At 64.1% G+C, this 14,436-nt stretch carries 13 protein-coding genes; 8 read left to right on the forward strand and 5 right to left on the reverse strand.

Annotated features, from left to right (window positions below; genetic code table 11):
- The first annotated feature begins 141 nt into the window (after positions 1–141).
- The 3 genes from dnaG to ABIB91_RS10870 all read left to right on the forward strand — a co-directional run bounded on the left by dnaG (position 142) and on the right by ABIB91_RS10870 (position 5,272).
- Positions 142–2,154 carry a DNA primase gene (dnaG, locus tag ABIB91_RS10860; RefSeq protein WP_354169357.1) on the forward strand — a complete coding sequence of 671 codons (2,013 nt, stop codon included), beginning with the start codon at positions 142–144 and terminating at the stop codon, positions 2,152–2,154.
- Positions 2,155–2,531: 377 nt separating this feature from the next.
- Entirely contained in the window at positions 2,532–4,682 is a 2,151-nt protein-coding gene (gene rpoD / locus ABIB91_RS10865) for an RNA polymerase sigma factor RpoD (protein WP_007596618.1), read from the forward strand.
- A gap of 209 nt (positions 4,683–4,891) precedes the next feature.
- Positions 4,892–5,272: a thiol-disulfide oxidoreductase DCC family protein gene (locus tag ABIB91_RS10870; protein ID WP_371261371.1), complete on the forward strand. Its 381-nt coding sequence runs from the start codon at positions 4,892–4,894 to the stop codon at positions 5,270–5,272.
- A gap of 18 nt (positions 5,273–5,290) precedes the next feature.
- Here the strand turns inward: ABIB91_RS10870 and ABIB91_RS10875 are convergent, their stop codons facing one another.
- Together ABIB91_RS10875 and ABIB91_RS10880 are read right to left on the reverse strand one after the other, a co-directional pair.
- Complete coding sequence (locus tag ABIB91_RS10875; protein ID WP_007596614.1) at positions 5,291–5,527, reverse strand: hypothetical protein; 237 nt, start codon at positions 5,525–5,527, stop codon at positions 5,291–5,293.
- Between the two features lie 618 nt (positions 5,528–6,145).
- Complete coding sequence (locus tag ABIB91_RS10880) at positions 6,146–7,084, reverse strand: OmpA family protein (protein ID WP_354169421.1); 939 nt, start codon at positions 7,082–7,084, stop codon at positions 6,146–6,148.
- A gap of 169 nt (positions 7,085–7,253) precedes the next feature.
- Here ABIB91_RS10880 and ABIB91_RS10885 point away from each other — a divergent pair, with 169 nt between their 5' ends.
- Positions 7,254–8,060: a lytic murein transglycosylase gene (locus tag ABIB91_RS10885; protein ID WP_354169360.1), complete on the forward strand. Its 807-nt coding sequence runs from the start codon at positions 7,254–7,256 to the stop codon at positions 8,058–8,060.
- 190 nt (positions 8,061–8,250) lie between these two features.
- Here ABIB91_RS10885 and ABIB91_RS10890 read toward each other — a convergent pair whose 3' ends face one another.
- Positions 8,251–9,084: an SDR family NAD(P)-dependent oxidoreductase gene (locus tag ABIB91_RS10890; protein WP_354169362.1), complete on the reverse strand. Its 834-nt coding sequence runs from the start codon at positions 9,082–9,084 to the stop codon at positions 8,251–8,253.
- 129 nt (positions 9,085–9,213) lie between these two features.
- On the opposite strand from ABIB91_RS10890, the gene ABIB91_RS10895 reads away from it, so the two are divergent.
- The 4 genes from ABIB91_RS10895 (at position 9,214) to ABIB91_RS10910 (ending at position 12,694) form a co-directional block, all read left to right on the forward strand.
- Complete coding sequence (locus ABIB91_RS10895; protein WP_007596606.1) at positions 9,214–9,588, forward strand: response regulator; 375 nt, start codon at positions 9,214–9,216, stop codon at positions 9,586–9,588.
- A gap of 56 nt (positions 9,589–9,644) precedes the next feature.
- Positions 9,645–10,256 (forward strand): LysE family translocator, encoded by a 612-nt coding sequence (locus ABIB91_RS10900; protein WP_354169364.1) that lies wholly within the window; start codon positions 9,645–9,647, stop codon positions 10,254–10,256.
- Between the two features lie 565 nt (positions 10,257–10,821).
- Positions 10,822–12,033, forward strand: a complete 1,212-nt coding sequence (locus ABIB91_RS10905) for a GGDEF domain-containing protein (protein ID WP_219683005.1) — start codon at positions 10,822–10,824, stop codon at positions 12,031–12,033.
- A gap of 34 nt (positions 12,034–12,067) precedes the next feature.
- The gene (locus ABIB91_RS10910) at positions 12,068–12,694 is read left to right on the forward strand and encodes a peptidoglycan recognition protein family protein (RefSeq protein ID WP_354169367.1); all 627 of its coding nucleotides are present in this window, start codon (positions 12,068–12,070) and stop codon (positions 12,692–12,694) included.
- A gap of 51 nt (positions 12,695–12,745) precedes the next feature.
- Here the strand turns inward: ABIB91_RS10910 and ABIB91_RS10915 are convergent, their stop codons facing one another.
- Positions 12,746–13,087, reverse strand: coding sequence for a hypothetical protein (locus ABIB91_RS10915; RefSeq protein ID WP_219683007.1), 342 nt, complete (start codon positions 13,085–13,087; stop codon positions 12,746–12,748).
- A 318-nt stretch (positions 13,088–13,405) separates the two neighbouring features.
- Entirely contained in the window at positions 13,406–14,305 is a 900-nt protein-coding gene (gene rpoH, locus ABIB91_RS10920; protein WP_007596598.1) for an RNA polymerase sigma factor RpoH, read from the reverse strand.
- Positions 14,306–14,436 lie beyond the last annotated feature (131 nt).

A 14,436-nucleotide genomic window follows, 5' to 3' on the forward strand; every position in this document is an offset into this window, starting at 1 on the left:
AATCGTATTTTTGGATTATCAAGCCTGTGGATATGGACTGAACATATCATGAACATTAAATAAGGCGTTGAAGCAAGGCCGGCGTTCGCCTTTCTGAGGTGGGCGCTTCACGCGGCCGAGCTGACAGAGTTCCATTCCGCCATGCGCTTCACGCCCCAATTCCTCGACGAGCTGCGTGCCCGGCTTTCGGTCTCCGAAGTCGTGGGCAAGCGCGTCAAGCTGAAGAAGGCGGGGCGCGAGTGGAAGGGGCTGTCGCCGTTCCAGCAGGAAAAGACGCCGTCCTTCTACGTCAACGACCAGAAGGGTTTTTACCACGACTTCTCCTCGGGCAAGCACGGCGACATCATCAGCTTCGTGATGGAGACCGACGGCCTGCCGTTCGCGGAGGCCGTGGAGCGGCTCGCCAATATGGCGGGCCTTCCGCTGCCGGCGGTGACGCCGGATGCGGCGCGTCAGGAGCAGCGGCGCCGCTCGCTGCACGACGTGATGGATCTCGCGGCGAAGTTCTTTGCCGAGACGCTGGCCTCGCGCGTCGGCGCCAAGGCGCGCGGCTATCTCGCCGATCGTGCGATCTCGCCGGCGACGCAATTGCAGTTTCGGCTGGGCTATGCGCCGCCCGATCGCTTCGCACTGAAAGAGCATCTCGGCAAGCTCGGCGTCTCCGTCGACGACATGATCGAGACCGGCATGCTGGTGGCAGGCAACGACATCCCGGTGCCCTATGATCGCTTCCGCGATCGCGTGATGTTTCCGATCACGGATCTGCGCGGCCGCGTCATCGCCTTCGGCGGGCGCGCGCTGGAGAAGGACGTTCCGGCCAAGTACCTGAACTCGCCGGAGACGCCGCTCTTTCACAAGGGCGACAATCTCTACAACCACCAGACCGCGCGCAAAGCCACCCATGACGGCAGCGCTCTCGTCGTGGTCGAAGGCTATGTCGACGTCATCGCCATGGTCACCGCGGGCTTTGCCGGCAGCGTGGCGCCGCTCGGCACCGCGCTCACCGAGAACCAGCTCGCGCTGCTCTGGAAGATGGCGGACGAGCCGATCCTCTGCTTCGATGGCGACCGCGCCGGCCAGAAGGCGGCGTATCGTGCCGCAGATCTTGCCTTGCCCTTCCTCGCGCCCGGCAAGAGTCTTCGTTTTGCGCTGCTGCCGGAGGGACAGGACCCCGACGATCTCGTGCGCTCCGGCGGTCGCGGCGCGATCGAGGAGGTGATCGCGGCGGCGCGTCCGCTCGCCGAGATGATCTGGTCGCGCGAGCTCGAAGGCGGCAATTTCGCCACGCCAGAGCGCCGCGCCGCGCTGGAGGCGCGCATCAAGGAGCTCTCCAACGGCATCCGCGACGAGGTGGTGCGGCGCTATTACCGGCAGGATCTTGCCGAGCGGCTTCAGCGCGCCTTTGCCCCCGAAGGCGGGCGCGGCGGCTTTGGCGGCGGCCGTGGCAATTTCCGCCCCGGCTCGGCCGGTCGTCAGTTTCAGCCCCGTGGTGGGGGAGGCGCGAATCGATTCGGCAATCAGGGATTTGGAGGCCGCCGCGGCCCGCCCGGTCCGATCCAGCTGCCCTCCGGGCCCTACCAAGCGGCGAGCGCGCAGCTCGCGGCAAGCCCGATCATGCGCGGCCAGCGCAGCGCCATCTCCCGCCGCGAGGCCCTGATCCTGCAAATCCTGATCAACCACCCCTGGCTGCTGCACGATCACCTCGAGGAAGTCGCGGCCCTGGAGCTCGCCCATCCCGAGGTCCATAAGCTCCGGGCCGGCATCATCGCCGCCTTCGCCAACGACCATCACCATTCGCCGGACCCTGGCGAGCTCGCCGAGAAAATGCGCAGCGACCTCGAGAAGGGAGGTTTTTCTCAGGCTCTTCAAAGGGTTGAGGGCGGCATCACGACCGCGGCGGTGTGGGGCGCCCGCGAGGGCGCGGCACGGGACGACGTTCTCTCCACCTGGCATCAGCTGGTTGCCTTGCATCGGCAGTACCATTCACTACTTAGAGAGCTGAAGGACGCCGAGCTGGCCTTGGGGGAAGATCCCAGCGAGGCCAACATGGTGTGGCTGCGCGACGTCAAGGCTCGGATAGGCGAAGTCGATGGCACCGAGGCCCTCATCGAGGGTTTTGGCGAGCTGTCGGGTCGGTTCCAGAAGAGCGTGTGATGAAAGAATCATGCGGACGGCCGGGGCCGGAACCGCTAAAAGACTCGCCAAATCCGAGGTTTGGCGGCAAAAACAGGGTTAATCGAGGCTTAACGGTCTTGTAGCACTTTGGCCACCAGGCGGCCGCAGGCAGAACAGATGCGTCAGGAATGAATCCGCGCAATTGCTGTTGGCACTATACCTGCAACCGCTGCGACAAAGAGGCTCTACGAAGCGTTAGGCAAATCCGGCGAGTGAAAGGTCGGGGGTGGCGACAAGAGGTCCGCGCCGCCCTTTCCGTGTCGAGATCTGACGAAACGAGAGCATCGAACAACAGGTTCAAGTGATTTCACGCGGGCGCGGCGAACGTCTGTGTGAAACGCGTTTAGGAGCAATGGATGGCCACCAAGGCAAAGACGCTGCAGGCGAAGGACAAGGAAAAAGACGACAAGGCAGCGGACGCGCCGGAGAAGGACTCCCAGGACGCGCCCTCGCCGTTGCTCGATCTGTCCGACGCGGCCGTGAAGAAGATGATCAAGCAGGCCAAGAAGCGCGGCTTCGTGACCTTCGATCAGCTCAACGAAGTTTTGCCGTCCGATCAGACCTCTCCCGAGCAGATCGAGGACATCATGTCCATGCTCTCGGACATGGGCATCAACGTCACCGAAGCCGACGATAGCGAAGGCGAGGAGGACAAGGACGAGAGCGGCGAGGACGAGACCGATAACGAGCTCGTCGAAGTCACCCAGAAGGCCGTCACCGAGGTCAAGAAGAGCGAGCCGGGCGAGCGCACCGACGATCCCGTGCGCATGTATCTGCGCGAGATGGGCACCGTCGAGCTGCTGTCGCGCGAAGGCGAAATCGCGATTGCGAAGCGCATCGAGGCCGGCCGCGAGGCGATGATCGCAGGGCTGTGCGAAAGCCCGCTGACCTTCCAGGCCATCATCATCTGGCGCGACGAGCTCAACGAAGGAAAGATCTTCCTTCGTGACATCATCGATCTCGAAGCCACCTATGCCGGGCCCGACGCCAAGGCCGGCATGAACAATGCGATGATCGCGGGTCCCAACGGTGAGACCGGTGAAGCGCCGGCCGAAGGCGGCCAGGTCACCGGCGCCGCGCCCGCGCATGTCGCGCCGCCCGCCGCACCGCCGTCGCCGACCCCGTTCCGCGCCGCGCCTGTGCCCGGCAATGCCGGCGAAGCCGCGAAGGATCCGGCGGAGTCCGCCGCCGAAGCCGACATGGACGAGGACGACGAGTTCGAGAACCAGATGTCGCTTGCGGCGATCGAGGCCGAGCTCAAACCGAAGGTCGTCGAGATCTTCGACAAGATCGCCGACAGCTACAAGAAGCTGCGCAAGCTGCAAGAGCAGGACATCCAGAACCAGCTCGAGAGCACCTCGCACGGCCCCTCGCTGTCGCCGCACCAGGAGCGCAAGTACCGCAAGCTCAAGGACGAGATCATCGTCGAGGTGAAGTCGCTGCGCCTCAACCAGGCGCGTATCGACTCACTGGTCGAGCAGCTCTACGACATCAACAAGCGCCTCGTCTCGCATGAGGGCCGCCTGATGCGCCTCGCCGACAGCCACGGCGTCGCGCGCGAGGACTTCCTGCGCAACTACACCGGCTCGGAGCTCGATCCGCGCTGGCTCAACCGTGTCTCGAAGCTGTCGGCCAAGGGCTGGAAGAACTTCGTCCATCACGAGAAGGACCGCATCAAGGACCTTCGCCACGAGGTGCATCAGCTCGCGGCCCTGACCGGCTTGGAGATCATCGAGTTCCGCAAGATCGTGCACTCGGTGCAGAAGGGCGAGCGCGAAGCCCGCCAGGCCAAGAAGGAGATGGTGGAAGCCAACCTCCGTCTCGTGATCTCGATCGCCAAGAAATACACCAACCGCGGCCTGCAGTTCCTCGACCTGATCCAGGAAGGCAACATCGGCCTGATGAAGGCGGTCGACAAGTTCGAGTACCGCCGCGGCTACAAGTTCTCGACCTATGCCACGTGGTGGATCCGGCAGGCGATCACCCGCTCGATCGCCGACCAGGCGCGCACCATCCGCATTCCCGTGCACATGATCGAGACGATCAACAAGATCGTGCGCACCTCGCGCCAGATGCTCAACGAGATCGGCCGCGAGCCGACTCCTGAGGAATTGGCCGAAAAGCTCGGCATGCCGCTGGAGAAAGTGCGAAAAGTCCTCAAGATCGCCAAGGAGCCGTTGTCGCTGGAGACGCCCGTCGGTGACGAAGAGGATTCGCACCTCGGCGATTTCATCGAGGACAAAAACGCGATCCTGCCGATCGACGCCGCGATCCAGTCGAACCTGCGCGAGACCACCACGCGCGTGCTGGCCTCGCTCACCCCGCGCGAAGAGCGCGTGCTGCGCATGCGCTTCGGCATCGGCATGAACACCGACCACACGCTGGAAGAAGTCGGCCAGCAGTTCAGCGTGACCCGCGAGCGTATTCGTCAGATCGAGGCGAAGGCGCTGCGGAAGTTGAAGCATCCGTCGCGGTCGCGGAAGCTCCGGAGCTTCTTGGATAACTAGTTCAAGCGCCGCGACTTGGCGGTTGTTGAGACAATAACGGCGGGCGAAAGCCCGCCGTTTTCGTTCGCGCCTACTTCGACCGCGTTCAGCCAAAGAGCCTCATCAGCTTTCTATCGGATTATACTTCCGATGAGAAAGGTGCATCGATCTTGCAATGCCGAATGGATGGCTCCTGCCTCGACGTGGCGCAGATCGACATTTATGCTTCGATGATGCCGGCTCACCTCACCGTCTGGTACAACACCCGCTGCCCTGTCTGCGATGCCGGCATCGACTGGCAGCGCAACAAGCTGCTCGCGTTGGTGCGCGCGGGCACGATCGAATTCAGGGATATCAACGAGCAGCCCGATGCGCTGGCGCACTTTGGCGCCACGCTCGACGATATCAGGCGCCGCCTGCATGCGACCGATGAGGCCGGCCGACTTATCGTCGGCGCGGATGTCGCGATTGCGCTGTGGAGGCTGACGCCGGGAGAGGGGTGGCTTGCGGGGTTGTTCGGCAATCGCGTGGCGCTGCCGTTCACCCGGTTCTTCTATGACCGGTTTGCCGATCTGCTGTTTGCCTGGAACAGGCGGGCCGGGCGCTGGTGAGCGCCTGCCTGGATCGGCCTATTTCTTCTTCGCGCCGACCCGCTCGAGGTTCTTGATCTCCAGCGCCGGGCGGCCGGATTTTTCGGCGATCTCGCGGTCCTGCTCCATGATGAAGGCGCGGGCCGGCTCGTCGCCGTCGAGGCCGCCGAGCAATTCGGCGGGCACGCGCCGGTTGGAGCGTTGGGAGCCGTCTTCATAGAAGACGTTGAAAAAGGCGAATTCGCCCTTGGGATTGGTTCCGGGTTTTTTGGCCATGGCCGGCTTTTCGTCGATCAGGGGGCCATAGTCAAATGACTTTGGCAGGTTTCCGGAGGCCGGCTGCGGACGCTGCTGCGGCAGAACTGGCTGGGCGATCGATCGACGAACCCGTTTGCGCGGCGCTTGGATGTCGGGTGGAAGCGTCCAGCGCTTCGTAAAACCCGATGCGCTTCTTCGAGGAGACCCTTACCTTCAGCCTTGCCTCACCCTTGCCGCAACAAACGGCGGGCCGCGAAGCCCGCCGTTTATTTTGGTCTTCAGCGTCGCCCGGGGCTGGCAGGGCGACAACCTAGAATAGAATGTTATAACCGGCGCCATGCCATGGCAAGGCAAATCGTTGGCGCTGCGATGTCGCAGCGAGCGCATGAGATATGCAGTGGTCGCGACATCGCGTTTCGATCAGCATCAAAGCAATTGCTCGGACGGCTAAAGCACTTTGTTCATATTTCCTGCTCTCGCAACGCAACGCAGCGAGCGCTGCGCGCCTTGTCAGAACGCGCGTTTGCCTGCACGTATTCCCGCGTGCGTGCAGAAGTCGCGCTGACAAACATATGTTAATCCGTTTTCGCCCTTCACGCTGTTCCCATCACGTTACGAGTGCCGCATGCACCGTTCTCACGGCGCCACCAGCTCCACGCGCCGGTTGAGCGCACGGCCTGCGTCCGTTGCATTCGGGCCGACCGGCGCCAGCAATCCAACACCGGCAGTGCGCAACCGCGCCTGCGCGATGCGAAAGTTCTTCACCAGCTCGGCTGCGACGGCTTCGGCGCGGCGCTTCGACAGGTCGAGATTGTATTCATAGGCGCCTTGGCTGTCGGTGTGGCCGACGATGAAGACGTTGAGCTGCGGCTGGCTCGTCAGCAGCTTTGCGATCTGCTCCAGCGTCGGGCGGCTTTCCGGTTTGAGCACGGCCTTGTCGGTGTCGAAATAAATGCCGTAGAGCGCGATGTGGCCGGTCTCGCCAAGCCCCTTCGCCATCGCGGCGGCGTCCACCATCTTGTTCGCGATGGCGCCGAGCTCGGCGACGGTGACCTGCGTGGTGATGTCCTGGTTGTTCTGGCTGACCAGGACGCTGGCGAAGGTCTCGCGCCCGCCCTCGGTCTTGCGGCCGGCGTAGTAACGGTAGTTGAAACCATCGACCCACATCTGCGGGACTGGCAGCGTGTCGATAGCTTCAGTAAAGGGAATGGCGCCGCAGGCATCGGTGTCGCAGGTGAGCAGGGTCTCGAAACCGGCTTTGGTCAACTGCGTCTCGAAATTGCGCGACACTTCCAGGATCGAGGGGCCGGGATTGGTGCGATAGGCGATGCGAAAGACGCGGCCCTCGAGCCGCCGCGCATCGACGGGCTGGCCGTCCTTGAAGGGAGCCGCCTGCATCCGCGCCGCGTCAAAATCCTTCATCGCATAGCCGGTGATGACGCTGCCGGCGAACCGGCCGATGCCGGGATAGTCGCGGCTGCCTACGACATCGCGCGTTTGCGCGGAAGCGGCAGTCAGGGTGAGGAAGAGCAATGCGAGGACGGCGAGCATCCGGCGCGACATGGACATGGTCATGAGCATAGGCATGGTCATCTCGATCGGTTGGGGAGGGGCGAGCGCATTTGATTTGTCGCAGACAGGATGCGATCGGTTCTGGCGGGGATTTGCCGCTTTGACGCGAATCCGGTTCCCGGGCATGATCGCGCGCTGCCTTCCCCGCCCATTCCCTGTAGGATTCATCCGAATGTCGAAATACGCCTTGGCCATCGCCGTCATCGCCTGTCTGGCCGGCGGATCGGCGCAAGCCGCGCGCTGCGGCGGCGACTTCAACAGCTTTGTCGCCAGCATGGCCTCGGAAGCGCAAGGAGCCGGCGTCTCGGCGGGCGTGACCAGTGCGGCCCTCAGCGGTGTGCAGCAGGACGGCGCGGTGCTCGCTTTCGACCGGCGCCAGCGCTACACCTTCAACAAGAGCTTTGAGCAGTATGTCTCGACCCGCGTCGGCCCTGGCCGCATCAATGGCGGCAAGGCACTGCTGCAGCGCCACGCCGCACTGCTGTCGCGCATCGAACAGCAGTTCGGCGTGCCCCGTTATATCCTGGTTGCGATCTGGGGGCTGGAGAGCGATTTCGGCAAGGGCGACATCGGCAAGCTGCCGGTGATCCGCACCCTGGCGACGCTCGCGCATGACTGCCGCCGCACGGAGCTGTTCCAGGGCGAGCTGCTCGCGGCGTTGAAGATCGTGCAGCGCGGCGACCTGCCGCTGCGCGACCTGATCGGCGCCTATGCCGGCGAGATCGGCCAGACCCAGTTCCTGCCGTCGTCGTACGTCAAGTACGGCGTCGATTTCGACGGCGACGGCCATGTCGATCTCCGCCACAGCGTCCCCGACGTGCTCGCCTCGACCGCGAACCTGCTCCACACCAGCGGCTTCAAGATGGGCCAGCCTTACGGCGAAGGCACCGCCAATTTCGAAGCCATGCGCGAATGGAACAGGGCGGTGATCTATCGCAAGACGATCGGGTATTTTGCCGATCGGCTGGCGGGGCAGTGAGGGCGTGACGTCTCTCCGCCGTCGTCCTGGCGAAAGCCAGGACCCATTACCCCAGGCGGGACTCGTCACAACGACTGGCAGTCACGTACCTGGTAACTGGCAGTCTTCGCCAAACTGAATTCGGTGGCTATGGGTCCTGGCTTTCGCCAGGACGACGGCCGCGGGTGAATGATGCCATTCGCCTCATGCCTCACTTCGTCCCCTTCGCCATTCTCTCCAGCTTGCGCTGTAACGGCGCCCAGTACGTTCCCGGGCGGAAGCGCTGCAGGAGATCCATGAAGCGCGCGTCGTTACCGATCAGGATGCGTGGCTCGTTTCTTTCGATGCCCCTGATGATGCGCAGCGCGGCGTCTTTCGGCGTGGTCTTGGCTGCGTTCTCGAACCGCTCGATCGATTGCGACCGGCGCGCATTGTCGGTGACGCCGACCCCGCTGTGCGAATTGCGGGCGATAGCGGTGGCGACGCCGCCGGGATGCACCACCGACAGCCTCACGGCGCTGCCCGCCATCGCAAGCTCGTGCCGCACGCTCTCGGAAAAGCCGCGCACCGCGAATTTCGCCGCGGCATAGGCCGACTGTCCCGGCGGGGCGATGATGCCGAAGATCGAGGACAGGTTGACGATGTGCGCCTCGCCCATCGTCTTCAGATGCGGCAGGAAGGCGCGCGTGCCGTGCACCACGCCCCAGAAATTGATGTCGAACAGCCAGTCCATCTGCGCCTGGTCGATCTCCTCGAACGAGCCCATCAGCGCCACGCCGGCATTGTTGACGACGATGCCGAGCTCGGGATGCGCGGTGATCGCGTCACGCGCGAACTGCGCGATGTCGTCGGGTTCGCCGACGTCGAGGCGATGCAGGCTGACCTTGCATGCGGCTCCGATCTCGGCCGCGAGCGTCTTCAGCCCGGCCTCCTCGCGATCGGCGAGCGCGAGATCGCAGCCGCGCCGCGCAAGCTCGATCGCCACCGCGCGGCCGATGCCGCTTGCCGCTCCGGTGACGGCGGCGGCGCCGCGGATCGCAGTCATGATGATCCCCCGTCGAGCCTCTCGAGCGGAACTATGATTTACATTTTTTCATATTGGAACCGAACCGCATCGCGGTTCCCACCTTAACCTACGTTACTTGATGAAGACAGGCAGCATTGGGAGCCGCCGATGGGACAAGCACAGCCATTTCGCGCCACCGCACTGATCGTGGAAGACGACCTCATGCAGAGGGAGATGCTCAGTCTTCTTCTCGAAGAAAGCGGCTACGACGTCATTCAGTGCGAGAGCGCCGAGGCGGCCGAGCTGGTGCTCGACAAAAGCGCGGGCGTGCTCTGCCTGATGATGACCGACGTCCAGCTTGCCGGCCGCATGAACGGGGTCGAGCTCGCGCACGTCGCCAAGGACCGCAACCCCAGGCTCGACATCGTCGTCACCTCCGGCCGCCCCTTGATGCAGGCCTTGCCCGACGGCGCAAAGTTCTGGGCCAAGCCCTGGGCGCCGCTCGACGTGCTCCGAGAGGCCGAGATCGCGCAGCTGTCCTGACGGTCGGTCCGGCAGGCCGACTTTCGTGGTCCCGGGCGCGGTGATAAGGTCGGTCCATGACCTTGTCCTTCCTGCTCACTTCGCTGATCGTCGTCGCCTCGCCCGGCACCGGCGTGCTCTACACGCTGGCCGCCGCGCTGACCCGCGGCTCGCGCGCGAGCATCGCGGCCGCCTTTGGCTGCACCCTTGGAATCGTGCCGCACATGACGGCCGCGATGCTGGGGCTCGCCGCCGTGCTCCACACCAGCGCGCTCGCCTTCGCCGCACTGAAGTGGTGCGGCGTCGCCTATCTGCTCTACATGTCCTGGCAGGCGCTGCGCGAGACCGGGGCGCTGGCAGTCGACGGCGAGATCCGCGAGCGTTCGGTCGGCCGGGTGATCGTGACTGGCTTCCTGATCAACATCCTCAATCCAAAGCTGTCGATCTTCTTTTTGGCCTTCCTGCCGCAGTTCATCGCCGCGGACGAAGCCCATGTGTTGGCGCGGATGCTGGAATTGAGCGGCGCCTTCATGGCGATGACATTTGCGTTGTTCGTGGTCTACGGCCTCTGTGCGGCCTCGGTGCGCGAGCGCGTCATCTCCCGCCCGCGCGTCATGGCCTGGCTGCGCCGGAGTTTTGCTGCCGGCTTCGCCGCGCTCGGCGCCAAGCTGGCGTTCGCGGAGCGGTAGTTTCTCCAGCCAATAAAAAAGCGGGCCTTGCGCCCGCCACCTTCGATCTCTCGACCTACCCGAAGCCCGGGCGGAGCGAACTCCACCCGGGCAAAAGAATAAGAAGCCTCGTTACTTCTTCTTCGCTGCCTTCTTGGCCTTCTTCTTCGTCGCCTTCTTCGCCTTCTTCGCTTTCTTAGCCATAGGATCCTCTTAAGGGTTAATGGTGAAACGCGACACGAGGGATGCTCGGCGGAGGGCCAGCCTCGCAACATCCTCGATGACAAGCTCAGCAGATTCGCGCGCTTCTGCCCCGCGCTGTCACATCCGTGTCATCGCGTTATCCACAGCTCAGATGCGTTTTCTGGCGATTTTGGCCCGCGAATCCGCATCGCCGGCCATGCCTAACGATCCGACAATGCGCCAGCCGTTCATGATTCCAAAACCAAAGGCATGTTTTCGCGGATCGCAGTGAGACTCCGTTAAGCGCGACGGCCGCATTGTCCTCCGCAAGAAAACGGGGACGGGTCATGAACGGACAGCTGGCAGGGACAGAGGGCGCGACGCTGCGCGTGTGGCGCGCGCCATGCTGAACGTGCCGACGCTCTGGACCGTGTTCGTCGTCAACTTCCTGGCGCTCGGCCTGATCTGGGCCTACGTGACGCGCTCCTATCCGAAATTCGCGGCCGCGCGGTTCTGGATGGCATCGTGCTTCGTCGGCGCGACCGGCACGATGGCGGCCCTGATCCGCCTTTTCGTCGTTTCGCCTGTCCCGCTTCTGCTCGGAGCCGCCGGTGTCATCGCGGCGAGCTGCCTTGCCGCCATGGGCATTCAGCGCTTCTACGGTCGGCCGGTGTCCTGGCGCCTCATGACCGCGACGGGAATTCTCAGCCTCGGCGGCGTCGTGTTCTTCATGGTCGCATACGATCACATGCAGCTGCGTATGCTCAGCTACTCGCTCGGCCAGGCGCTGCCGCTGGCGCTATCGCTGCGTTTGCTGCTCTCGCCGCCGGAAGGCCGCGCCAGTCCGGGAGCCCGGCTCTCCGGCATCGTGATCATCACCATCATCGCGATCTTCGCGGCCCGTGCGGTCGGCAATCTGCTCGGCGGCGATTTCTCGTCGGTCTCCGGAGGGCAGTCTCATGCCGTCATGGTGCTGGGCCTCCTGTTCCTGTCGATGACGCTGAATTTTGGCTTCCTGCTGATGGCGATGGACCGCCTGCGCAACGAAGTTGCCGACCTCGCGCTGCTCGACGATCTCACCGGTGTCGCCAACCGGCGGCACCTGTTGCAGCGGCTGGGTGAAGAATGCGCCCGCTCGGAGCGCAGCAGCGAGCCGTTCTCGCTGCTGGTGATCGATCTCGACGGCTTCAAGGCCGTCAACGACACCCATGGCCATGCCGCGGGCGATGCCTGCCTGCAGCACTTCACCCTGATGGCGCAGACGCGCTTGAGGCCCGGCGACATGCTTGCCCGCACCGGCGGCGACGAATTCTGCGTCGTGCTGCCGTCGTCGACCTTGCGCGAGGCGGCTGTGATCGCCCGCCGCGTGCTCGAGGTCTGCCGCCAGGATGCCGTCAACTGCACCGGCATCGACATCCCGATCGCGATCTCGATCGGGGTGGCGCAGTGGGACCGCGGCGTCGGCCAGTTTCCGGACCGCCTGATCGCGCATGCCGACCACGCCCTCTATGCCGCCAAGAAGAACGGCAAGAACGACTTTGCGGTCCACGATCCGGCGCCGCCGCTCATGCCTGACCCGATCGGTCCAGGCGAGGCCTTGCGCAAATTCGCGTAAGGGCGTGCTAATCTCTGGTCCGCATTGGACCCGCATGATGATCTCTCGCCTGCTCGCGGCCGTTCTCGCCGCTCTCATTCTGATCACACCCGCCGCCGCGACCGACGCCGAGCTCGCAAAGCTCGCGCGCGCCTCGGGCACGCCCGACATTCCCGGCCTGAAGATGGTGTGGCTGGCGCCATGGGGCGATGTCGGCAACGCAAAACCCTGGCGCAACATCATCGTGCACCAGACCGAGGGACCGGCAGGCTCGGCGCGCGGCGGCGCGCAGGTGCAGGCTAAGAATCCCACGCGTCGCGGCGTCACATTGTGGGTCGAGACCGACGGCACCGTCTATTGGGCGGTCGCGGAAAACCTGGTGCCGACCCACGGCGACGGTGCCAACCGCAACGACAATAAGTACATCGACAACAAGCCGACCTATCGCCAGGTGGTGCGCGACAATTCGATCGGCGTCGAGTTCGCCGGCAACTATCCCGACGTCACCACGGGCCCGACCGCGGCGCAGGTCGCGGCGTGGAAGATCCTCGTCCAAATCCTGCGCGCGCGCTACGGCATCCCGCTCGACCACGTCTATGCGCACAACTGGATCGACTACAAGGACGCCCGCTATTGCGAAGGCTGCTGGCTCGCGACGCTGGCGCGGACATGGGGGGAGTAGCTTGCGTGTCATTCCGGGTTCGCGCTACGCGCCCCGGAATGACGAGAGAGGTCACACCGGCTGCGACATCCAGCCGAACAGCCGCCGGATCAGCCCCGGCCGCTGCGGCAGTTCCGGTGGGCCGTCCGCCGCCAGCACGCGTTTGAAAAAGTAGTCCAGGAACACCATGTCGTTCGGCTCGGTGACGGTGAATGTCTCGTCGCCGAAATAGACGCTGTAGTTGAAGAAGAACGGACCCATCAGCGGGATCGTCGCGGTCGAGGCATAGTCCTTCGAGATCACGAACTCCGACGGCTCGAGCCCGTGGTCGCGCATCGCCTGCTCGACCAGCGGCAGCTTGCGCATGAACTGGGCGGAGAAGCCGCCGACGGTGGATTGCAGGATGATCGACACGGCGCGTGTCCGTTCTCTTGATGCTGTCGGCCCGATGCTTTTGGTCGGTCGACCGGCAGCGCGGGTTCAAGGCACCGCCACAACCCCCGCTGTCATCGCCCGGTTTAGCCGGCGATCAAGTATTCCATTGGAGACCTCGCTCTTACAACAAGCGCCGCGGCGTACTGGATGCCCGCCTGCGCGGGGCATGACAGTACGCCTGGTGTGTCGCATCACTCACGTGAACGAGGCATCCCACCCCAAACAAAAAAGCCGGCGTTGCCGCCGGCTTTCTGTCTCTTGTCGATCCGCCAATCTCTGGCGCCAAAAACCTCGCGCTTAGAGCGCGGCTTCCAGCGCGGCCTGTTCGGCCTTTGCGATCGTGCCCTTGACCGCGGACTGCACCTTCTCGAAGGCGCGGACCTCGATCTGGCGGACGCGCTCGCGCGACACACCAAACTCGGCGGCAAGGTCTTCCAGCGTCATCGGCTCGTCGGCGAGCCGGCGCGCCTCGAAGATGCGGCGTTCGCGCGGGTTGAGCACGCCCATGGCGCCGTTCAGGGCGTCACGGCGGTGATCATACTCCTCGTGCTCGGCCAGCATGGCTTCCTGGTTGGGCGAATTGTCGACCAGCCAGTCCTGCCATTCGCCGGCTTCGCCGTCGTCGCGGATCGGAGCGTTGAGCGACGCGTCGCCACCGAGGCGGCGGTTCATGTCGACCACGTCCTGAGCCGTGACGCCGAGACGCTTGGCAATGATGGCCACCTGGTCGGGGCGGAGATCGCCTTCGTCCAGCGCGGAAATCTTGCTCTTCGCCTTGCGCAGGTTGAAGAACAGCTTCTTCTGGTTCGCGGTGGTGCCCATCTTCACGAGCGACCACGAACGCAGGATGTACTCTTGAATCGACGCCTTGATCCACCACATCGCGTAGGTGGCGAGACGGAAGCCCTTCTCGGGCTCGAACCGCTTCACCGCCTGCATCAGGCCGACATTGCCTTCCGAGACGACCTCGGAGATCGGCAGGCCGTAGCCGCGATAGCCCATGGCGATCTTGGCCACGAGACGGAGATGGCTGGTGACGAGTTGGTGCGCGGCGTCACGATCATCGTGCTCGCGCCAACGCTTGGCGAGCATGTATTCCTGCTGGGGTTCCAGCATCGGAAACTTGCGGATCTCGCCGAGGTAACGGGAAAGGCCGGATTCGCCATTCAGGACCGGCAGGGTAGCTGTACGGGCCATAGTGCGCCCTCCAAACAGGTTCAGGCCCCCGATAGCGGCGGGCCAGGCAGACGACCGCTTGGTTAAAGCCGATCGGTGCTGCGATGTTCCGCGTTGGTCTTCAACGCAAGCGCAATATACTCCATCGGGAG

This window comes from Bradyrhizobium sp. JR4.3 (assembly GCF_040547695.1).
In the GTDB taxonomy this organism is placed as follows: Bacteria; Pseudomonadota; Alphaproteobacteria; order Rhizobiales; family Xanthobacteraceae; genus Bradyrhizobium; species Bradyrhizobium canariense.

Bases quoted from the DNA above. Each gene is read 5' to 3' on its own strand.
- dnaG (WP_354169357.1), top strand. From the start codon at position 142: ATGCGCTTCACGCCCCAATTCCTCGACGAGCTGCGTGCCCGGCTTTCG.
- rpoD (WP_007596618.1), top strand. From the start codon at position 2,532: ATGGCCACCAAGGCAAAGACGCTGCAGGCGAAGGACAAGGAAAAAGAC.
- ABIB91_RS10870 (WP_371261371.1), top strand. From the start codon at position 4,892: ATGATGCCGGCTCACCTCACCGTCTGGTACAACACCCGCTGCCCTGTC.
- ABIB91_RS10875 (WP_007596614.1), bottom strand. From the start codon at position 5,527: ATGGCCAAAAAACCCGGAACCAATCCCAAGGGCGAATTCGCCTTTTTC.
- ABIB91_RS10880 (WP_354169421.1), bottom strand. From the start codon at position 7,084: ATGACCATGTCCATGTCGCGCCGGATGCTCGCCGTCCTCGCATTGCTC.
- ABIB91_RS10885 (WP_354169360.1), top strand. From the start codon at position 7,254: ATGTCGAAATACGCCTTGGCCATCGCCGTCATCGCCTGTCTGGCCGGC.
- ABIB91_RS10890 (WP_354169362.1), bottom strand. From the start codon at position 9,084: ATGACTGCGATCCGCGGCGCCGCCGCCGTCACCGGAGCGGCAAGCGGC.
- ABIB91_RS10895 (WP_007596606.1), top strand. From the start codon at position 9,214: ATGGGACAAGCACAGCCATTTCGCGCCACCGCACTGATCGTGGAAGAC.
- ABIB91_RS10900 (WP_354169364.1), top strand. From the start codon at position 9,645: ATGACCTTGTCCTTCCTGCTCACTTCGCTGATCGTCGTCGCCTCGCCC.
- ABIB91_RS10905 (WP_219683005.1), top strand. From the start codon at position 10,822: ATGCTGAACGTGCCGACGCTCTGGACCGTGTTCGTCGTCAACTTCCTG.
- ABIB91_RS10910 (WP_354169367.1), top strand. From the start codon at position 12,068: ATGATGATCTCTCGCCTGCTCGCGGCCGTTCTCGCCGCTCTCATTCTG.
- rpoH (WP_007596598.1), bottom strand. From the start codon at position 14,305: ATGGCCCGTACAGCTACCCTGCCGGTCCTGAATGGCGAATCCGGCCTT.